Annotated in this window: 18 protein-coding genes; 10 read left to right on the plus strand and 8 right to left on the minus strand. The window is 63.3% G+C overall.

Translation table 11 applies throughout. The annotated features are described in order from the left end of the window. Window positions 1–126 precede the first annotated feature (126 nt). The gene (locus tag RYH74_RS14900) at window positions 127–1,266 is read left to right on the plus strand and encodes a Fic family protein (protein ID WP_075046207.1); all 1,140 of its coding nucleotides are present in this window, start codon (window positions 127–129) and stop codon (window positions 1,264–1,266) included. Here the strand turns inward: RYH74_RS14900 and RYH74_RS14905 are convergent. Further along, window positions 1,245–1,997 (minus strand): membrane protein, encoded by a 753-nt coding sequence (locus tag RYH74_RS14905; RefSeq protein ID WP_025340470.1) that lies wholly within the window; start codon window positions 1,995–1,997, stop codon window positions 1,245–1,247. The genes RYH74_RS14900 and RYH74_RS14905 overlap by 22 nt on opposite strands. Window positions 1,998–2,341: 344 nt before the next feature. Here RYH74_RS14905 and RYH74_RS14910 point away from each other — a divergent pair, with 344 nt between their 5' ends. Both RYH74_RS14910 and RYH74_RS14915 read left to right on the plus strand, forming a co-directional pair. Continuing rightward, on the plus strand, window positions 2,342–2,668 hold the full coding sequence (locus tag RYH74_RS14910; RefSeq protein ID WP_075046208.1) for a hypothetical protein: 327 nt from the start codon (window positions 2,342–2,344) through the stop codon (window positions 2,666–2,668). 118 nt (window positions 2,669–2,786) lie between these two features. After that, the gene (locus tag RYH74_RS14915; protein ID WP_085614260.1) at window positions 2,787–3,392 is read left to right on the plus strand and encodes a flavin reductase family protein; all 606 of its coding nucleotides are present in this window, start codon (window positions 2,787–2,789) and stop codon (window positions 3,390–3,392) included. Here RYH74_RS14915 and RYH74_RS14920 read toward each other — a convergent pair whose 3' ends face one another. Together RYH74_RS14920 and RYH74_RS14925 are read right to left on the minus strand one after the other, a co-directional pair. Beyond that, complete coding sequence (locus tag RYH74_RS14920; RefSeq protein WP_015271637.1) at window positions 3,393–3,659, minus strand: hypothetical protein; 267 nt, start codon at window positions 3,657–3,659, stop codon at window positions 3,393–3,395. It lies immediately after the preceding gene. A gap of 130 nt (window positions 3,660–3,789) precedes the next feature. Then, window positions 3,790–4,083: a putative quinol monooxygenase gene (locus RYH74_RS14925; RefSeq protein WP_075046210.1), complete on the minus strand. Its 294-nt coding sequence runs from the start codon at window positions 4,081–4,083 to the stop codon at window positions 3,790–3,792. Between the two features lie 202 nt (window positions 4,084–4,285). Between RYH74_RS14925 and RYH74_RS14930 the strand changes: the two genes are divergently transcribed. Then, entirely contained in the window at window positions 4,286–5,206 is a 921-nt protein-coding gene (locus RYH74_RS14930) for an AraC family transcriptional regulator (RefSeq protein ID WP_025340474.1), read from the plus strand. A gap of 134 nt (window positions 5,207–5,340) precedes the next feature. Here RYH74_RS14930 and RYH74_RS14935 read toward each other — a convergent pair whose 3' ends face one another. Beyond that, on the minus strand, window positions 5,341–6,978 hold the full coding sequence (locus RYH74_RS14935) for a 5-guanidino-2-oxopentanoate decarboxylase (protein ID WP_286100506.1): 1,638 nt from the start codon (window positions 6,976–6,978) through the stop codon (window positions 5,341–5,343). 114 nt (window positions 6,979–7,092) lie between these two features. Here RYH74_RS14935 and RYH74_RS14940 point away from each other — a divergent pair, with 114 nt between their 5' ends. Then, a complete protein-coding gene (locus tag RYH74_RS14940; protein WP_286100507.1) occupies window positions 7,093–7,968 on the plus strand; it encodes a LysR substrate-binding domain-containing protein in 876 nt (291 codons plus the stop codon). Between the two features lie 98 nt (window positions 7,969–8,066). Here the strand turns inward: RYH74_RS14940 and RYH74_RS14945 are convergent, their stop codons facing one another. Both RYH74_RS14945 and RYH74_RS14950 read right to left on the minus strand, forming a co-directional pair. Continuing rightward, a complete protein-coding gene (locus RYH74_RS14945; RefSeq protein WP_317409655.1) occupies window positions 8,067–8,681 on the minus strand; it encodes an NAD(P)-dependent oxidoreductase in 615 nt (204 codons plus the stop codon). A 27-nt stretch (window positions 8,682–8,708) separates the two neighbouring features. Then, entirely contained in the window at window positions 8,709–9,584 is an 876-nt protein-coding gene (locus RYH74_RS14950) for an MBL fold metallo-hydrolase (protein WP_317409656.1), read from the minus strand. A gap of 103 nt (window positions 9,585–9,687) precedes the next feature. Between RYH74_RS14950 and RYH74_RS14955 the strand changes: the two genes are divergently transcribed. Further along, window positions 9,688–10,593, plus strand: a complete 906-nt coding sequence (locus RYH74_RS14955) for a LysR family transcriptional regulator (protein WP_025340479.1) — start codon at window positions 9,688–9,690, stop codon at window positions 10,591–10,593. A 133-nt stretch (window positions 10,594–10,726) separates the two neighbouring features. Here the strand turns inward: RYH74_RS14955 and RYH74_RS14960 are convergent, their stop codons facing one another. Beyond that, window positions 10,727–11,596 (minus strand): oxaloacetate decarboxylase, encoded by an 870-nt coding sequence (locus RYH74_RS14960; protein ID WP_025340480.1) that lies wholly within the window; start codon window positions 11,594–11,596, stop codon window positions 10,727–10,729. Window positions 11,597–12,036: 440 nt separating this feature from the next. On the opposite strand from RYH74_RS14960, the gene RYH74_RS14965 reads away from it, so the two are divergent. Further along, window positions 12,037–13,488, plus strand: a complete 1,452-nt coding sequence (locus tag RYH74_RS14965) for an MDR family MFS transporter (protein ID WP_317409657.1) — start codon at window positions 12,037–12,039, stop codon at window positions 13,486–13,488. A gap of 221 nt (window positions 13,489–13,709) precedes the next feature. Here the strand turns inward: RYH74_RS14965 and ttgR are convergent, their stop codons facing one another. Then, complete coding sequence (gene ttgR, locus RYH74_RS14970; protein WP_075046217.1) at window positions 13,710–14,342, minus strand: efflux transport transcriptional regulator TtgR; 633 nt, start codon at window positions 14,340–14,342, stop codon at window positions 13,710–13,712. A gap of 258 nt (window positions 14,343–14,600) precedes the next feature. On the opposite strand from ttgR, the gene ttgA reads away from it, so the two are divergent. Genes ttgA through RYH74_RS14985 form a run of 3 tightly spaced genes read left to right on the plus strand, consistent with a single transcriptional unit; the run spans window position 14,601 to window position 20,365 of the window. Then, the gene (gene ttgA / locus RYH74_RS14975; RefSeq protein WP_075046218.1) at window positions 14,601–15,755 is read left to right on the plus strand and encodes a toluene efflux RND transporter periplasmic adaptor subunit TtgA; all 1,155 of its coding nucleotides are present in this window, start codon (window positions 14,601–14,603) and stop codon (window positions 15,753–15,755) included. A 3-nt stretch (window positions 15,756–15,758) separates the two neighbouring features. Continuing rightward, window positions 15,759–18,911, plus strand: a complete 3,153-nt coding sequence (ttgB, locus tag RYH74_RS14980) for a multidrug efflux RND transporter permease subunit TtgB (protein WP_075046219.1) — start codon at window positions 15,759–15,761, stop codon at window positions 18,909–18,911. Next, window positions 18,908–20,365: an AdeC/AdeK/OprM family multidrug efflux complex outer membrane factor gene (locus RYH74_RS14985; RefSeq protein WP_317409658.1), complete on the plus strand. Its 1,458-nt coding sequence runs from the start codon at window positions 18,908–18,910 to the stop codon at window positions 20,363–20,365. Before ttgB ends, RYH74_RS14985 begins: the two co-directional genes overlap by 4 nt. The last annotated feature ends 6 nt before the right edge of the window (window positions 20,366–20,371 follow it).

The following is a 20,371-nucleotide window of genomic DNA, read 5'->3' on the forward strand; positions in this document are numbered from 1 at the left end:
GTGATACGCGGCAGCCTGTGAGCCGATTGACGGCCTTATTCGGCTCACAGAATGAGCCGAATAGCGCTATTATTCGGCTCACAAGATGAGCCGAATAGCCGGCTCATTCGGCTCATGGGACGGATCATGAATAGCCCCTTATGGATCTGGCAGCAACCTGCCTGGCCACGCTTCACCTGGCAAAACGAAGCCATCGCGCCAACGCTACGCAATTGCATCGACATGCAAGGACGCCTGCTGGGCAAGATCGGCAGCGTCGATGCACTCAGCGAGTGCCAGAACATCCTCGATACGCTGCTGCAAAACATCGTCACCTCTTCGGCAATCGAAGGTGAGCAGTTGAACGTGGGTTCTGTCCGCTCTTCCCTAGCTCGCCGGCTGGGCATCGAGGAGCAAGGACCTACCAATGCCCGCAGTGAAGGGCTGGCGGAGCTGATGCTGGATGCAACGCAAGGGTATGACCGACCGCTGACCCTGCAGCGCCTGTACACCTGGCACCAGTGGCTGTTCCCACTGGCACAAGGCGCCTTGAGCAAAGCGATACTGGTCGGCCAGTTGCGTGATGAAATGCCCATGCAGGTGATCTCCGGCCGGCTCGACAAGCCTACCGTGCATTTCGAAGCACCACCGCGCGATGGCCTGGAAGCCCAACTCAACGAGTTTCTCGACTGGTTTGCCAACAGTCGCGATTCCACCAGCCTGGACCCACTGCTACGTGCCGGAATCGCCCACTTCTGGTTCGTCACCCTGCATCCGTTCGACGATGGCAATGGCCGTCTGACTCGGGCAATCACCGACCTGGCGCTGGCGCAAGGTGAGCGACAGGCCATTCGTTTCTATGCCATGTCTGCCAGCATCCTCGAAGACAGGGCCGGATATTACCAAGTGCTGGAGAACAGCCAGAAAGGCGACCTGGATATCACCCGCTGGCTATCCTGGTTTCTTGCTACCCTGCTGCGCAGCCTGGAACAGGCCCTGGCCAATATCGACCGGATACTAGCCAAGGCCAGGTTCTGGCAAGCACATCGCTCAGATGGTTTGCTGCCCGAACAGGTAAAGGTGCTCAACAGGTTGCTCGATGGCGGCCCCCGAGGATTCGAGGAAGGCATCAACGCAGCGCAATACCAGGCGGTGGCGAAGGTATCAAAGGCCACTGCGACCCGCCACCTGTCCGATCTGCTCGACAAGGCCTGCCTGGTTCGCCTGCCTGGCGGGGGCCGCAGTACCCGCTACCGCATCAACACTCAGGACATCTCCAACGCCTGACGCGGCTCACGGCGCTGGTACCAGGTGGCCATCAGCACCAGTACCAGCAACACCCCGCCCAGCACCGCCGAAGAGCCAACCGTGCCGAAGTCCAGGCCACCCTTCTCGTGGGGCTTGGTGAGGAAGTCGCCCAAGGTGGCGCCGAACGGGCGGGTAAGCACGAACGCAACCCAGAACAACACCACGCCAGGAATACGTGTCCAGTAGCGGGCCACCACTACCAAGGCGATGGCACTGCCGATCAACAGTGCGCCACCGGCAAAACCGAGCCCCGAGTCATCGGCCAGGTAATCGCCCAGCGCCGTGCCGAGGGTGTTGGAAAACAGGATCGCCACCCAATAGAACAATTCGCCCGTGCGGTTCTTGATGCGGGTGACATCCAGCGGGTTGCCGCTCAGGCGCCATACCAGGAAGGTCAGCAGCAGGATGCCGATGAGGATGGCCGAACCCGCGGCGTAGCCCAGGCCCAGTGTGCGGTCCATGAAGTCGGACATGGTAGTGCCGGCGGTGCTGGTGGAGAGGATCACCAGCCAGTACAGCATTGGGTGGTAGCGGCGCGAGTACAGCTGGCCGAGCAAGGTCAGCAGGAACACGCTGATCAGCAGCAGCGAGCTGAGGGCATAGCCGATGTTCAGGGTCATCGACAGCAAATCACCCGCCGTTTCGCCAAGGGTGGTAGCGCAGATCTTCATGACCCAGAAGGCCAAGGTGATTTGCGGAAGTTTGTTCATTGTTGTGCCGCTCCGGTTTGAGGTGCGGCGATGGTGCTGAGCAGCATTTGAAAAATCGGTTGGTGATGTATGAAAAATGCGTTGAGCAGCCTTCAATGACAGATTTTTCATCCTTAACGCCCCATTAATTCCACCCCCTCAAGCTGCAATGGCTGTCAGAACGTCGGCGCATGGGCAGACACATCCTGAGCCAGAACCGCTGCCAGAGCCCCAAGATGCGCGCCAATACATATCTAATTATTCGATTTTTAAGCGCTATTATTTGCGCTTTTTAATCAAGTTAATCGGCGTAGGATTAAACCCATAGAAACAAAACAACCTCAAGAACCCCTGGAGCAACGACCATGAAAAACAAACTGATCCTCACCCTGGCCCTCTCGGTTTTCGCTGCTGGCGCCTTCGCCGAAGATGGCTTCAACCGCACCAACGCCCACACCTTCGCAGCGACCCAGAGCCAATCCGCTGCCTACGCCGAAGATGGCTTCGACCGCACCGGTGGCCAGCGCTTCGCCGAAGACGGCTTCGACCGCACTGGTGGCCAGCGCTTCGCTGAAGACGGCTTCGACCGCACCGGTGGCCAGCGCTTCGCTGAAGACGGCTTCGACCGCACTGGCGGCCAACGTTTCGCCGAAGATGGCTTCGATCGCACCAACGCCCACCGCATCAGCTGATCTCTGATGCGAGCACCCAGCCCGGCTTCGGCCGGGCTTGATCATTTGCAGGCGGGCACAGGCTTGGCACACTAGGCGCCTTGTCCACCAGGAGGTAGGGCCAGCAAGCCCAGCACAGATGTATTACTACGAACCCGCCAAAGGCCACGGCCTGCCCCACGACCCGTTCAACGCCATCGTCGGCCCCCGCCCTATCGGCTGGATCTCCTCACAGGACCGCGAAGGCCGCCTGAACCTGGCGCCCTACAGCTTCTTCAACGCCTTCAACTACATTCCGCCGATCATCGGTTTCTGCAGCGTCGGGCGCAAAGACAGCCTGAACAACATCGAGCAGACCGGCGAATTCGTCTGGAACCTGGCAACCCGCCCGTTGGCCGAACAGATGAACCAGAGCTGCGCACCGGTTGCCGCCGAGATAAACGAATTCGAACTGAGCGGCCTCACCGCCAAGCCGTCGAGCATCGTCAACGTGCCGCGTGTCGGCGAAACCCCGGTGGCCTTCGAGTGCAAGGTCAGCCAGATTGTCCAGCTCAAGCGGGCCGACCAGGAACTGGTGCCCAGCTGGCTGATCCTGGGTGAAGTGGTGGCGGTGCACATTGCCGAGCACCTGTTGAAGAACGGTATCTACGATACCGCTGCTGCCGAGCCGATCCTGCGTGGCGGTGGCCCGGCAGACTATTTCGAGCTGGGCAACCTGTTCAAGATGGCCCGCCCGCCGGCCTGATCACCAGATCAGCTCACCCTCTTCGCTGACGCCCTGCAAGCGTTGCAGCTCGGCCGTGGCCGCTTCATCGGCGGCCACGGCGCCCTTGAACACCTGGCCGTCGAGAATCTTGTGAAAGCGCGGCGCGCCGCCCATGCCCAGGGCCTTGACCGCGATGGCCGCGTTGTAGCCCCCACCTTCCACCGGGACCATCGCCGAAACCGCTTCGAAATGCGGGAATTCTCTACGTGCCATGTTGCTATCTACCTGGTTGATCAAGGGCAGCATCTTACCCTATTCACCTGTACCGGCCCTATCGGCGGCAAGCCAGCTCCCACAGGTACTGCACCGCCCTCAAGACCTGTGATAACCCTGTGGGAGCTGGCTTGCCGGCGATGAGGCCAGAACAGGCAATAGCTCAATCAAAGGTATGCAGATCCAGGCTGCTGACCACCTGTTCCTGCACCAACTCACCAAACACTTCCAGCGTCGGCGAAGCAAAGTAGCCAGTCATCGCCTGCTGGTCTTGCCAGCTGCCACTGAGCAACCATAAATCGGCATCAGCCTGCGAACGCTGCACCGTGAAACTCAGGCAGCCCGGTGCCCGCAACGAGGGCTCGAGCAGATCACGCAGGCGCGCGCCCAGCTCCGCCGAGCGCCCGCTGCTGGCACGGATGAAAGCAAGGTGGGTGACCGGTTGTGTCGGGGTCATTGCACAATCTCCTTGAAGCAGGCGGACGGAAAAGCCAGGCTGCCAAGGTTAGGGCCTCACCCGCGCGACGCGTTAGGCCATTACTGCTCGCCGATTGCCTGATCCTGCAGCGCGGCAGGATCAGGCAATCGGCGTGCAGCTTTTGACTAGCGCCCGCCATTGCCCAAACCTATGCTGCGTCGGTCAGCAGAGGAAAGCCATAATGACCACCGCCACGTCCATCGACCCGAGCCTGGAACTGCAACGCCAGGAGCTGGCCGAGCTGATCCGCCGCCACGCCGGGGAGCCCCACGGCCCGGCATCGGCCATCGATGACCTGTACCTGGTGCGCTACACCGAAAACGTGCGCTCGGTACCCACCCTGGCGCAACCCGCGCTGTGCATCCTCGCCCAGGGCAGCAAAAGCCTGTTCCTCGGTGACGAGCAGTACGCCTACGACCCGCTGCACTACATGGTGGTCTCGGTAACATTGCCGCTTAGCGGCGTAAAGCTCGACGCCAGCCCCGAGCACCCGAGCCTTGGCTTGCGCATGGACCTGGACCCGGCCGAAATCAGCCAGCTGATCGCCGAAAGCGGGCCGATGCTGGTGCCCAACCGGCCTTCCGGTCGTGGCTTGTATGTGGAAAGAACCGATGCCGCGTTGCTCGACGCCTTGCTGCGGCTGATACGCCTGCTGGACACCCCTCGCGACATCGCGATGCTCGCGCCGCTGTTCCGCCGGGAGATTCTGTACCGTCTGCTGCGCGGGCCGCAGGGCTATCGGTTGTACGAAATCGCCTTGGCCAACAGCCAGACCCACCGGGTTTGCCAGGCCATTACCTGGCTCAACCAGAACTACCAACTGCCTTTGCGCATCGAGGACCTGGCGCGGGAGGTCAACCTCAGCACCTCGACCTTGCACCACCGGTTCAAGGCCGTGACGTCGATGAGCCCGTTGCAGTATCAGAAGCAACTGCGCCTGCAGGAGGCGCGGCGCTTGATGCTGAATGACGGGCTCGAGGCGGCGGTGGCGGCCTACCGGGTGGGGTATGAAAGCCCGTCACAGTTCAGCCGTGAATACAGCCGGCTGTATGGCGCGCCGCCGATTCGTGATGTGGCCAGGTTGCGGGCGACTGCTGGCTGAGTTTGGCTTTGCCTGTGCCGGCCCTTTCGCGGGTAAACCCGCTCCCACAGGTTTTGCACAGATACTGAAAACTGTGCAGTACCTGTGGGAGCGGGTTCACCCGCGAAAGGGCCGGTACAGGCAATAGCTTCACTTCAACCCAACACAGCCCCCTGCCACTGATTCTGGTCAACCTGGATCAAGGTCGGCCCCTTGCGCTCAACTGCCTGCCCCAACGCCACCTGCAGCTGCGCCACATCTGCCACCTGCTCCGCCGCCGCGCCCAGGGCCCGCGCCACACCGATGAAGTCCGGCGTATGGATATCCACCCCGACTGGCTCGATGGCCCGGTTGACCATGTACTTCTTGATTTCCTCGTACCCCTGGTTATTCCACAGCAGCACGATCAGCGGCACCTGCGCTTCCACCGCGCTGGCCAGCTCCGGCAAGGTGAACTGCAAACCGCCATCACCAATCAGGCACACCGCAGGCGCACGCTCACCGACCTGCTCCGCGCTGCCCAGCCAGGCGCCCATGGCCGCCGGCAATGCATAACCCAAGGTGCCGTAGCCGGTCGAGGCATTGAACCAACGGCGTGGCTGGTCCATGTCCAGGGTCAGGTTGCCGGTGTACACCGGTTGGGTCGAATCGCCCACCAGAATGGCATTGGGCAGGCGCTCGATAATTGCATTCAGCAAACGTGTCTGGCTCAGAGTCGGCTGGTCCCAACCCGCCGCCAGTGCCTGGCGCAGCTTGGCCACCCGGGCCGCGCCCCACGTACTTTCACGCACGGGTTGCGGCAATGCTTGCAAGGCGCCAAGCAGCGCCTCGGCGGCCAGTTCGGCATCGGCCACCAGCGACAACTCCGGCAGGTAATTGCGCACGGTCTGGTCCGGGTCGATGTCGATGCGCAACAGGCTGCCCGGGATCTCGAAACCACCTTTGAAGGTGACGTCATAGTCGGTTTCGGCCAGTTCGGTGCCGATCGCCAGCACCACATCGGCCTCGGCCACCAGCGCCCGCGTGGCTGGCAGTGACTGGGTCGAGCCAATCTGCAGCGGGTGGCTGGCCGGCAGCAGCCCCTTGGCATTGATGGTCAGCGCCACCGGCGCCTGCAGGTATTCGGCCAGGCGCGCCAGCGCAGCGCCAGCGGCCAATGCGCCGCCCCCGGCCAGGATCAATGGCCGCCGTGCATTGGCCAGGCGCTCGGCCATCTGCGCCACGGCCTGCGGCGCTGCCCCCGCCCGGCTGCTGCGCACCACGCGCCCCGGCAGCAGGTGATCGGCCGGTTCGACCAGCACGTCGAGCGGGATCTCGATATGCACCGGGCGCGGTCGGGCGCCTTCGAATACGGCGAATGCCCGGGCCAGCACCTGCGGCAGGTCATCGGCACTCATCAGGGTGTGGGAAAACGCCGCCACACCCGACACCAGCGCTGCCTGGTTGGGCAACTCGTGCAGCTTGCCGCGGCCACCGCCCAGCTGATCGCGGGCCTGCACGCTGGAAATCACCAGCATCGGGATCGAGTCGGCATAGGCCTGGCCCATGGCGGTGGTGATGTTGGTCATGCCCGGGCCGGTGATGATGAAGCACACCCCGGGCTTGCCGCGGGTCCGCGCATAGCCGTCGGCCATGAACCCGGCCCCCTGCTCGTGGCGCGGGGTGACATGGCGGATGGACGAGCCCGCCAGGCCGCGGTAGAGCTCCACGGTATGTACACCAGGAATGCCGAAGACATGGTCAACGCCATAGCCTTCAAGGAGTTTTACCAGTACTTCGCCGCAGGTTGCCATCGGGTTTCACCATGAATCTTGGTTGGGTTATGCCCTTATTGGACCCAGCCACGGCTATCGCCACAATGCAAAAAAACACATACTAGCCATGTCCTGCACTCATGGCTCAGCACAATGAAACGCCTCCCGCCCCTGCCCGCCCTGCATACCTTCCTGGTAACCGCCCAGCACTGCAATTTCACCCGTGCCGGGCAGCAGTTGCATATCACCCAGGGCGCCGTCAGCCGACAGATCGCGGCCCTCGAAGAGCATCTGGGTTATGCCTTGTTCCAGCGCCAGGCCCGTGGGCTGAGCCTGACCCGTGAAGGCCAGGACTGGCTGCCAAGGGTGCAACAGGTGTTCGCGCTGATCGAACAAGGGGTGCGCGAGGTGGGTGGGCGCAGCACTACCTTGCAGCTCAAGGCACCGACCTGCGTGATGCGCTGGCTGCTGCCACGCCTGATGGAATGGCAGGCGCTACGCCCGGATGTGCCTGTAGAGCTGACCACTACGGTGCAACATGGAGTGGACTTTCGCCGCGAGGGTTTCGATGCGGCGGTGGTGTATGGCGATGCGCCGAACCATGGGCTGCGCGTGCGCAAGCTGTTCGATGAGCAGCTGACGCCGGTGTGCGCACCGTCATTGCGCCAAGGGCCGGTACCGTTGCAGCAGGTCGAGGACCTGGCGCTACACATGCTGCTGCACCCGTCGCGGGATGAGCATGACTGGAGTTTATGGCTGCAGGCAGCCGGGGTGACGCTGGGCACTCAAGGGCCGAAGCAGCATTTCGAGACACTGGACATGGCGATGGCCATGGCCTCGCAGGGCACCGGCGTGGCCATCGGCGACTGGTCGCTGATCGGCGATGACTTGCGCGGGGGGCGGTTGTGCATGCCGTTTGCGCTGAAAGTGATGACCGGCAAGGGGTATTACCTGGTGAGCCAGGCCAAGAGCTTGCCGCCGGGACTGGTGGAGTTGTTGGATTGGCTGGAACACCAGGCCAGCCAGTGAGGGCCTCTTCGCGGGCACGCCCGCTCCCACAGGTACAGCACAGATTCCAAGACCTGTGCTTTACCTGTGGGAGCGGGCGTGCCCGCGAAGCAGGCGACTCAGTACCCGACCGTGAACCGCTGCCGCGAGTGCTGCGGCTTTTCCAGTTCGTCGAGCATGGCAATCGCGTAATCGGCAAAGGTGATCCAGCTCTTGCCATCCTCGCCGATCAACAGATGATCCTTGCCCAGCTTGTAATGCCCGCTGCGCTCACCTTCAACGAACTCCGCCGACGGCGACAGGAAGGTCCAGTCCAGATTCGGCTCCCGTTGCAACGCTTCCAGAAAACGCACCCCGGCAGTGGCCTCGGCCTTGTATGCCTCAGGGAAGTCCGGGCTGTCGATCACCCGATGCCCCGACGGCAGCAACAGGCTACCGGCCCCACCTACCACCAGCAGGCGCTTGACCCCGGCCCGCTTGACCGGCTCGATAATGGCGTGTGGCTCGATGGTCGAGAAATGCGCCGCACTCAGCACCGCATCCGCACCCGCGACCGCCGCTTGCAAGGCCGCGCTGTCCTTGGCATCCAGCGCCTTGACCGTCACTCCGTCCCGCCCCTGCAACCGCGACGGGTCGCGGGCGATGGCCAGCACACTGTGGCCACGGCGCAGGGCCTCTTCCAGCAACTGGCTGCCAGCGCGGCCAGTGGCACCGATGATTGCAATCTTGCTCATGGGATACTCTCCATCAGTTGAACGGAATTACCACTTCATCTCGCCCTTGGCGACCTTGGCCCCCAGTTCCAGCGAGCTTTCATCGGCCAGCCCTGGGTAACGTCGCTTCATCGCCGCGATCAACGCACCGGCGTCTTTCGCCTTGGCGGTCTCGGCATCGAAATCACGAATGTAGTTCGCCGTGAAACGCACGGCCTGCAGCGATCGGCTGCTGTCTTCCAGGTAATGTCCGGGGATGACCGTGCGCGGCGCCAGCGCTTCGATGTGCGCCAGAGTGCCGAGCCAGTCGGCGTGGGACTTGGCCGTTTGCGTGTCGGCCATCCATACATGAATGTTCTCTGACACCACCACGCCACCGACCACCGCCTTGATCGACGGGATCCACACAAAACTGCGGTCAGGTTGCGGGCCGTCGAGGCCGACCACCTCGAGGGCCTGCCCTTCCAGCGTCAGGCGGTTGCCTTCGAGCACTTGCGGCAGCACCAGCCGCGCCGGCTTGTCCGCGCCCATCTGCGGGCCCCAGTAGGCCAGCTTGGCATCCATGGTCTGGCGGATATGGGCAACCGTGGCGGCCGACGCCAGCACCTTGGCCTCGGGGAAGGCATGGGTCAGGGTATCCAGGCCGAAGTAGTAGTCCGGGTCGCCATGGCTGATGTAGATGCTGGTCAGCTGCTTGCCGCCTGCCCGCAGGCGCTGCACCAGCTGCTCGGCCTGGGCCTTGCCGAACTGGGCATCGACGAGGATGGCGTCGTGCTCGCCGCTGACGATCACCGAACTGACCGGGAAGATCGCCTCATGCCCGGGGTTGTAAACCTCCAGCCGCAAGGGGTCGGCAGCCAGCGCCGGGCCGGCCAGGGTCACACAGGCCAGCAGCAGGCCACGCAAGGGAGTGAAAAGAGACATCGCAAACGCCCGTCAGATGAACAATGCCCAACAGCTTAGTTGCCCAATCCGTGCCAAAAAATGCGATGCTCGAACATAGTTTGTTTCTGAAACCGGGCAAATCATGGACCGTCTCAACGCCATGCGCGTTTTCGTCACCGTCGTCGACCTGGGCAGCCAGTCGGCGGCGGCGGATCATCTGCAACTGTCGCGGCCGGTGGTGTCGCGCTACCTGGCAGAGCTGGAAGACTGGGTTGGCGCACGGCTGATGCAGCGCACCACACGCAAGCTCAGCCTCACCGCCGCCGGCCAGGAAACCCTGCCCCGCTGCCGGCAACTGCTGGAACTGGCCGGCGACCTGCAGGCCGCGGTGCAGCAGCCGGATGACGCGCCCAAGGGCGCACTGCGCATCAGCGTCAGCACCTCGTTCGGCCAGGCCCAGCTGGTGGATGCAGTGGCCGCCTACGTCCGGCGCTACCCCGGAGTGAAGGTGGAACTGCAGATGCTCGATCGCACGGTCAACCTGGTGGACGAGCGCATCGACCTGGCCATCCGCACCAGCAATGACCTGGACCCCAACCTGATCGCCCGGCGCCTGAGTGTGTGCCGCTCGGCAGTGTGTGCGGCACCGGCCTACCTGCGCGAGCACGGCACGCCGCAACGGGTCGAGGAGCTGAGCCGGCACAACTGCCTGACCCATGCCTACTTCGGCCACAGCCTTTGGCATTTCGAGGTGGCCGGCCAGCAAGTCGCCGTACCAGTGGCGGGGAACATCAGTGCCAACGAGGCGATGACACTGCAGAAGGCGGCGCTGGCCGGCGCAGGTATCGCCATGCTGCCGACCTACCAGGCCGCGGAGGCCCTGCGCCGGGGTGAACTGGTGCGCCTGCTGCCCGAAGCCAGGCCACGCGAGCTGAACCTGAATGCGGTATACACCTCACGCAAGCACATGCCGGCGACATTGCGCAGCATGCTGGATTTTCTGGTGCAGCGGTTCAAGGACGAACCGGAGTGGGATCAGGACTTGTAAGGCCCATGTGGGAGCGGCCTTGCGTCGCGAAAGGACCGCGCAGCGGTCCCAGGATCTTGGCCACATCAAATATTGTCGGGGCTGCTACGCAGCCCTTTCACGACACAAGGCCGCTCCTACGGGGATGGCGTTGTCACTCCTCGACGCTCATGTATTCCTTGGCCCAACGGATGTAGTCCTCGGGCTGGGTGTAGGTGTGCGAGAGTTCGGTGGCGCTGAGGTTTTCCGACTTGTTCTGCTGGCCGCGCTGCAGCCGCAGGCAATCGTAGGTGGCCTTGATCGCGGCAAAGTAGGCGGCGTGACCATCGACCACGATGCGTACGCCCAGGCGTGCCAGGCGCTCGTCGTCGCGCAGGCTCGGGTTGCCGTAGGTCACCAGCATCAGCGGCACCGTCAGGTGCTCGGCAATCTGCTCGAGTTGCTCGAAGTCCTTCACCCCAACCATGCAGATACCGTCGGCTCCGGCCTTCTGGTAGCTCTGGGTACGCACGATGATTTCTTCGGTGGTGAGCACGCCAGCGTTGGTCCGGGCAATTATCGACAGCGACGAATCGACCCGCGCCTCCAGCGCCGCACGGATCTTGCCGACGCCCTCTTCAACCGGGATCAGGTCGGTGGACTTGCGCCCGAACTGGGCAGGCAGCAGGGTGTCCTCGATGGTCAGCGCAGCCACGCCGGCGCGCTCCAGTTCGATGACCGTGCGCATGACATTCAGCGCGTTGCCATAGCCGTGGTCGGCGTCAGCCAGCACCGGCAGTTGCGCCACGCGACCAATACGGGTGGCCTGCTCGACGAACTCGCTGAGGGTGATCAGGGCGAAGTCCGGTGCAGCCAGTACCTGCAACGAAGCGACCGAACCACCGAGGATGCCGACCTCGAAGCCCAGGTCTGCGGCAATGCGTGCCGACATCGGGTCGAACACCGATGCGGTGTGATAACAGGAACCTGAAGCGAGCAGCTCGCGGAAGGCAAAACGCAGATCTTGATGGGAAGCCTTGGGCATGATCACTCCGCAAAATAAGTTGAAATTCGAACGGTAACTACCGACCCCTGTAATCGGGTCTACCTGGCCTGTTCCAACCGTCGCCATCTGGGCGGTCATGCTCGACATGCAGGCAGAGGAATAAAAGGTGTGGGAGACAGCGGCGCGAAAACCTGCGGCATAATGTTGCACCAAGCTGGTGCAAGCCCCCGGTTTTCAGCCTCTGTGGCATACCAACGATATCACGCAGCCATGCAGCACTGGATGAATGCGCCAATGCCGATCTTGCATAGGGGATGCAGATAGTACATAGGAAGCTACCTAACTCAGGTTACAATTTCGGGGCCCCTTCGCGGGCACGCCCGCTCCCACAGGTACACCACAGCCTTCAAGCCCTGAGTTGTACCTGTGGGAGCGGGCGTGGCCGCGAAGGGGTCTCAACCGATAAACAAGGTATCCCCGTGACCGCCGCCCTGCCCCCCACCACCCTGCGCAACGTGCTCACCGCCCTGATGCTGGCGATCTTCCTCGGCGCCCTGGACCAGACCATCGTTGCCGTCTCGCTGCCGGCGATCTCGGCGCAGTTCAACGATGTCGGCCTGCTGGCCTGGGTCATCTCCGGCTACATGGTGGCGATGACCGTGGCCGTGCCGATCTACGGCAAGCTGGGCGACCTGTACGGGCGGCGCAGGATGATCCTCACCGGCATCAGCCTGTTCACCCTGGCCTCGATCGCCTGCGCCCTGGCCCAGGACATGCAGCAACTGGTGCTGGCCCGGGTACTGCAGGGCATTGGTGCCGGCGGCATGGTCTCGGTGAGCCAGGCGATCATCGGCGACTTCGTGCCCCCGCGAGAGCGCGGCCGCTACCAAGGCTATTTCAGCAGCATGTACGCGGTGGCCAGCGTCGCCGGGCCGGTGCTGGGCGGCTGGCTGACCGAATACCTGTCATGGCGCTGGGTGTTCTGGATCAACCTGCCGCTGGGGCTGGTTGCACTGTGGGCGATCCGCCGTGCCCTCGGCGGCATGCCGGCGCAGCGCCGCGAGGCGCAGGTGGACTACCTTGGCGCCGTGCTGCTGATCCTCGGCCTGGGTAGCCTGTTGCTGGGCATTACCCTGGTCGGCCAGGGCCACGCCTGGGCCGACCCGGCCGTGCTGGCGCTGTTCGCCTGCGCCGCGCTGGGCCTGGTGCTGTTCATCGCCCATGAGCGCCGCTGCCCGGAGCCACTGCTGCCACTCGGCCTGTTCGGCAACCGCGTGGCGGTGCTGTGCTGGGGCGTGATCTTCTTCGCCAGTTTCCAGTCGATCTCCCTGACCATGCTCATGCCGTTGCGCTACCAGGGCATCACCGGCGCCGGTGCCGACAGCGCGGCCTTGCACCTCCTGCCGCTGGTGATGGGGCTGCCCATGGGTGCCTTCACCGGCGGACGCATGACCAGCCTGACCGGGCGCTACAAGCCGCAGATCCTGGCCGGCGCACTGCTGATGCCGCTGGCCATTTTCGCCATGGCGCTGACCCCGCCGCAGTCGGCCTTGCTCAGTGCACTGTTCATGCTGCTGACCGGCATCGCGTGTGGGCTGCAGTTCCCGACCTCGCTGGTAGGCACGCAAAGCGCGGTGGACAGCAAGGACATTGGCGTGGCCACCAGCACCACCAACCTGTTCCGCTCGCTGGGCGGGGCCATGGGGGTGGCGTGCATGTCCAGCCTGCTGCTGGCGCTGCTGCACCAGGGCGGGTTCGAGTCGCTGGGTAATCCGTTGCTGGGGAGCCTGAAGGCCGGTGAAGTGGACCTGGTGACACAGGGGCGGTTGCTCGATACGTTCCGGCAACTGTTGATGGGGAGTGCCGGGGTAGCCGTGCTGGGAATGTTTGCAGCGTTTGCATTGCCCGACCGGCAACTGCGCGGACGCTAGAAGCTACGCGATCTCTGTGGGAGCGGCCTTGTGTCGCGAAAGGGCCGCGAAGCGGCCCCAGGATTTCAGCAGTGATGCACAAATTGCCGGGGCTGCTGCGCAGCCCTATCGCGACACAAGGCCGCTCCCACAGGATCTGTGATTTGTTCAAGGTCATCCGAAAGCATTAATCCCCCCTTAACACAAAGGGGTAACACTCCCTCACAATCCTTAACAAAGTGTCATTTGCGCAGAGCCGGGCTCAAGCGCAGCATATCCAGCCCGGTGTCAACCCATTTTTCGACATCCTTCAACAGATCGACACTGTCAGGCAGCAACAGCCAGCGCCCGATCAGGCCATCGACATAGGCAAACATGGCCACCGCCGCGCGCTCGACATCCAGCTCGCCTGGCAACTGGCCCCGGCGCACGGCATTGGCCAACGCCAGGGTGATGCCCTTGTGGCAATCCAGCACCGCACCCTGGCGCTGCTGGCGAATTTCACACATGTCATCGGTGAACTCGCACTTGTGATGCAGGATTTCATTGATACGCCGGGTTCGGGCATCGAGCACCAGCTCGTCGAACACTTGCAGCAACAGCTTGCGCATGCAGCCAAGCGGGTCCACTTCGTCCTCGCTTTCGCTCGCCCGCGCCAGGTGGTCATGGGTTTCATGCAGGCTGTCGAGCAGCGCCTGCACCAACTCGGCCTTGTTGTTGAAGTGCCAGTAGATCGCCCCCCGCGTCACACCCGCCAGTTCGGCGATGTCGGCCAGGGTGGTTCGCGCAACCCCGCGCTTGTAGAAGGCCTTTTCCGCCGCCTCGATGATCTGGGCGCGGGTTTCCTGGGCTTCTTCTTTGGTTCGACGGACCATGGCAGTACAAACCTCATCTGCCCCGAACGCGCGGCGCGTGCGGGGAACACTCCGGGGGCACCTCTGCAGGGTGCCTCGCGGAGGAGCTAATCAAGGGCTGTGGCAGTACCCAAGTACAACCCAGCGGTATTTACAAACAACCATGAATGTAAGTATATTCCTTAGCAAGCTATTTATCCACCGGATAGCAATTTTTCCAGATCAAGACTCTTCCATTACTCTTGAGCGTCTCCCAGCTCCAGCGACCCGAGGATCCTCATGCAATTCAAGCCAGCCGTTACCGCTCTGGTTTCCGCCGTCGCCCTGGCAACCCTGCTCAGTGGCTGTAAGAAAGAAGAAGCAGCGCCAGCGGCGCAGGCTCCTCAGGTCGGCGTCGTGACCATCCAGCCCCAAGCCTTCACCCTGACCTCGGAATTGCCGGGGCGTACCAGTGCCTACCGCGTCGCCGAAGTGCGCCCGCAGGTCAACGGCATCATCCTCAAGCGCCTGTTCAAGGAAGGCAGTGAGGTCAAGGAAGGCCAGCAGCTGTACCAGATCGACCCTGCCGTGTACGAAGCCACCCTGGCCAATGCCCAGGCCAACCTGCAGGCCACCCGCTCGCTGGCCGAGCGCTACAAGCAGCTGATCGACGAACAGGCTGTCTCCAAGCAGGAATACGACGACGCCAATGCCAAACGATTGCAGGCCGAGGCTTCGCTCAAAAGCGCGCAGATCGACCTGCGCTACACCAAGGTCCTGGCACCGATCAGCGGCCGTATCGGCCGTTCTTCGTTCACCGAAGGTGCACTGGTGAGCAATGGCCAGGCCAACGCCATGGCCACCATCCAGCAACTCGATCCGATCTACGTCGACGTCACCCAGTCCACCGCCGAGCTGCTCAAGCTGCGCCGTGACCTGGAAAGCGGCCAGTTGCAAAAGGCCGGCGACAACGCCGCCTCGGTGCAGCTGGTGCTGGAAGACGGCAGCCTGTTCAAGCAGGAGGGCCGCCTGGAGTTCTCCGAGGTCTCGGTCGACGAGACCACCGGCTCGGTCACCCTGCGCGCCCTGTTCCCCAACCCCGATCACACCCTGCTGCCAGGCATGTTCGTGCATGCGCGGCTCAAGGCCGGGGTCAACGCCAACGCCATCCTGGCCCCGCAACAGGGCGTGACCCGCGACCTGAAAGGCGCGCCGACCGCGCTGGTGGTCAACCAGGAGAACAAGGTCGAACTGCGCCAGCTCAAGGCCAACCGTACCCTGGGCAGCGACTGGCTGATCGAGGAAGGCCTGAACCCGGGTGACCGCCTGATCACCGAAGGGCTGCAGTACGTGCGCCCGGGCGTCGAGGTCAAGGTCAGCGAAGCCACCAACGTCAAGAAGCCGGCCAGCCCTGTTCAGGCCAACGCGGCGAAAGCAGACGCCAAAGCGGAGTAAACCATGTCGAAGTTCTTTATCGATCGCCCGATCTTCGCCTGGGTGATCGCCTTGGTGATCATGCTGGTCGGCGCCTTGTCGATCCTGAAGCTGCCGATCAACCAGTACCCCAGCATCGCGCCGCCGGCCATCGCCATCGCCGTGACATACCCGGGCGCCTCGGCACAAACCGTGCAGGACACCGTGGTACAGGTGATCGAGCAGCAGCTCAACGGTATCGACAACCTGCGTTATGTGTCGTCGGAAAGTAACTCCGACGGCAGCATGACCATTACCGCCACCTTCGAGCAGGGCACCAACCCAGACACCGCACAGGTGCAGGTGCAGAACAAGCTGAACCTGGCCACCCCGCTGCTGCCGCAGGAAGTGCAGCAGCAAGGTATCCGCGTCACCAAGGCAGTGAAGAACTTCCTGCTGGTGATCGGCCTGGTGTCCGAAGACGGCAGCATGACCAAGGACGACCTGGCCAACTACATCGTCTCCAACATGCAGGACCCGATCTCGCGTACCGCGGGTGTGGGTGACTTCCAGGTGTTCGGTGCGCAGTACGCCATGCGTATCTGGCTCGATCCGGCCAAGCTGAACAAGTTCCAGCTGACCCCGGTCGACGTCAAGACCGCCGTGGCCGCGCAGAACGTGCAGGTGTCCTCCGGCCAGCTCGGCGGCCTGCCGGCCATGCCGGGTACCCAGCTGAACGCCACCATCATCGGCAAGACCCGCCTGCAGACTGCCGAGCAGTTCGAGAAGATCCTGCTCAAGGTCAACAGCGACGGTTCGCAGGTGCGTCTGGGTGATGTCGCCCAGGTTGGCCTGGGTGGTGAAAACTATGCCGTCAGCGCCCAGTTCAACGGCAAGCCGGCCTCCGGCCTGGCAGTAAAACTGGCCACCGGTGCCAACGCCCTGGACACCGCCAAGGCCCTGCGCCAGACCATCGCCGACCTGGAACCATTCTTCCCGCCTGGGGTGAAAGCGGTATTCCCGTATGACACCACCCCGGTGGTCACCGAATCGATCAGTGGCGTTATCCACACCCTGATCGAAGCCGTGGTCCTGGTGTTCCTGGTGATGTACCTGTTCCTGCAGAACTTCCGCGCCACCATCATCACCACCATGACCGTACCGGTTGTGTTGCTGGGTACCTTCGGCATCCTTGCCGCTGCCGGCTTCAGCATCAACACCCTGACCATGTTCGCCATGGTCCTGGCCATCGGCTTGCTGGTGGACGACGCCATCGTCGTGGTGGAGAACGTCGAGCGGGTGATGTCCGAGGAAGGCTTGCCGCCCAAGGAAGCGACCAAGCGCTCGATGGAGCAGATCCAGGGTGCCCTGGTGGGTATCGCCCTGGTGCTGTCGGCGGTACTGCTGCCCATGGCGTTCTTCGGCGGCTCCACGGGTGTGATCTACCGGCAGTTCTCCATCACCATCGTCTCGGCCATGGGCCTGTCGGTGCTGGTGGCGCTCATCTTCACCCCGGCCCTGTGCGCCACCATGCTCAAGCCGCTGAAGAAGGGCGAGCACCATGTGGCCAAGCGTGGCTTCTTTGGCTGGTTCAACCGCAACTTCGACCGCAGCGTAACCGGCTACGAGCGCAGCGTGGGTACCATCCTGCGCAACAAGGTACCGTTCCTGCTGGCCTACGCGCTGATCGTGGTCGGCATGATCTGGCTGTTCGCCCGCATCCCTACCGCGTTCCTGCCGGAAGAAGACCAGGGCGTATTGTTCGCCCAGGTACAGACCCCGGCCGGCTCCAGTGCCGAGCGCACCCAGGTGGTGGTCGACCAGATGCGTGAGTACCTGCTCAGCGAAGAAGCCGACACGGTGGCTTCGGTATTCACCGTCAACGGCTTCAACTTCGCCGGCCGTGGCCAGAGCTCGGGTATGGCGTTCATCATGCTCAAGCCGTGGGATGAGCGCTCCAAGGAAAACAGCGTGTTCGCCCTTGCCCAGCGCGCCCAGCAGCACTTCTTCACCTTCCGCGATGCGATGGTGTTCGCCTTTGCCCCGCCTGCGGTGCTCGAACTGGGTAACGCCACCGGCTTCGACGTGTTCCTGCAGGACCGCGGCGGTGTCGGCCATGCCAAGCTGATGGAAGCGCGCAACCAGTTCCTGGCCAAGGCCGCGCAGAGCAAGATCCTCAGCGCCGTGCGCCCGAACGGCCTGAACGACGAGCCGCAGTACCAGCTGACCATCGATGACGAGCGTGCCAGCGCCCTGGGCGTGACCATCGCCGACATCAACAACACCCTGTCGATTGCCCTGGGTGCCAGCTACGTCAACGACTTCATCGACCGTGGCCGGGTCAAGAAGGTGTACATCCAGGGCGAGCCGAACGCGCGGATGAGCCCGGAAGACCTGCAGAAGTGGTACGTGCGCAATGGCGCCGGCGAAATGGTGCCGTTCTCCTCCTTCGCCAAGGGCGAATGGACCTACGGTTCGCCGAAGCTGTCGCGTTACAACGGCGTCGAGGCAATGGAAATCCTCGGTGCTCCGGCCCCGGGCTACAGTACCGGTGAAGCCATGGCCGAGGTCGAGCGCATTGCTGGCGAACTGCCAAGCGGCATCGGCTTCTCCTGGACCGGCATGTCCTACGAGGAAAAACTCTCCGGTTCGCAGATGCCGGCACTGTTCGCCCTCTCGGTACTGTTCGTGTTCCTGTGCCTGGCAGCCCTGTACGAAAGCTGGTCGATCCCGATCGCCGTGGTACTGGTAGTACCGCTGGGTATCATCGGTGCCCTGATCGCCACCAGCCTGCGCGGGTTGTCCAACGACGTGTACTTCCTGGTCGGCCTGTTGACCACCATCGGCCTGGCGGCGAAAAACGCCATCCTGATCGTCGAATTCGCCAAGGAACTGCACGAGCAAGGCCGCAGCCTGTACGACGCGGCGATCGAGGCGTGCCGCATGCGTCTGCGCCCGATCATCATGACCTCGCTGGCGTTCATCCTCGGCGTGGTACCGTTGACTATCGCCAGCGGCGCCGGCGCCGGCAGCCAGCACGCCATCGGTACTGGCGTGATCGGCGGCATGATCAGTGCGACCGTGCTGGCTATCTTCTGGGTACCACTGTTCTTCGTCGCAGTGTCGTCACTGTTCGGCAGCAAAGAGCCGGAAAAAGACGTCACCCCTGAAACTCCACGTTATGAGGCTGGGCAATGACCAAGTCTTTGTTGTCCCTGGCAGTAACCGCTTTCATTCTTGGCGGCTGCTCGCTGATCCCTGACTACCAGACCCCGGAATCGCCGGTGGCTGCACAGTGGCCGCAAGGCCCTGCGTACTCGCCGACGCAATCAGCGGAAGTTGCCGCCGCCGAGCAGGGCTGGCGCCAGTTCTTCCACGACCCGGCACTGCAGCAGCTGATCCAGACATCGCTAGTCAACAACCGCGACCTGCGCGTTGCCGCGTTGAACATCGACGCCTACCGTGCGCAGTACCGCATCCAGCGTGCCGACCTGTTCCCGGCGGTTTCGGCCACCGGCAGCGGCAGCCGCCAGCGCGTACCGGCGAACATGTCGCAGACAGGCGAAGCGGGCATCACCAGCCAGTACTCGGCCACCCTGGGCGTCAGCGCCTATGAGCTGGACCTGTTCGGCCGCGTGCGCAGCCTGACCGAGCAGGCCCTGGAAACCTACCTGTCCAGCGAGCAGGCGCGTCGCTCCACGCAGATCAGCCTGGTGGCCAGCGTGGCCAACGCTTACTACACCTGGCAGGCCGACCAGGCGCTGTTCAAGCTGACCGAAGAAACGCTGAAGACCTACGAGGAAAGCTACAACCTCACCCGTCGCAGCAGCGAAGTCGGCGTAGCCTCGGCACTCGACGTCAGCCAGGCGCGTACCGCCGTGGAAGGCGCCCGGGTCAAGTACTCGCAGTACCAGCGCCTGGTTGCCCAGGACGTCAACAGCCTGACCGTGCTGCTGGGCACCGGCATTCCCGCCGACCTGGCCAAGCCTCTGGAGCTCAATGCCGACCAGCTGGCCGAAGTACCGGCCGGCCTGCCGTCGGACATCCTCCAGCGTCGCCCGGACATCCAGGAAGCCGAGCACCTGCTCAAGGCCGCCAATGCCAACATTGGCGCGGCCCGCGCAGCGTTCTTCCCGAGCATCAGCCTGACCGCCAATGCCGGCAGCCTGAGCCCCGACATGGGCCACCTGTTCTCGGGCGGCCAGGGCACCTGGCTGTTCCAGCCGCAGATCAACCTGCCGATCTTCAACGCCGGCAGCCTGAAGGCCAGCCTGGACTACTCGAAGATCCAGAAGGACATCAACGTCGCCAAGTACGAAAAGACCATCCAGACCGCCTTCCAGGAAGTCTCCGATGGCCTGGCGGCGCGCAAGACCTTCGAAGAGCAGCTGCAGGCGCAACGCGACCTGGTGCAGGCGAACCAGGACTACTACCGCCTGGCCGAACGCCGCTATCGCATCGGTATCGACAGCAACCTGACCTTCCTCGACGCCCAGCGCAACCTGTTCAGCGCCCAGCAGGCACTGATCGGCGACCGCTTGTCGCAGCTGACCAGCGAGGTCAACCTGTACAAGGCGCTTGGCGGTGGCTGGTACGAGCAGACCGGGCAGGCCAAAAACCAGCAGGCAGCGGTGGAAGCACCGAAGAGCTGATTGCAG

It is taken from the genome of Pseudomonas sp. LSJ-87, assembly GCF_032971465.1.
Taxonomy (GTDB): domain Bacteria; phylum Pseudomonadota; class Gammaproteobacteria; order Pseudomonadales; family Pseudomonadaceae; genus Aquipseudomonas; species Aquipseudomonas putida_Z.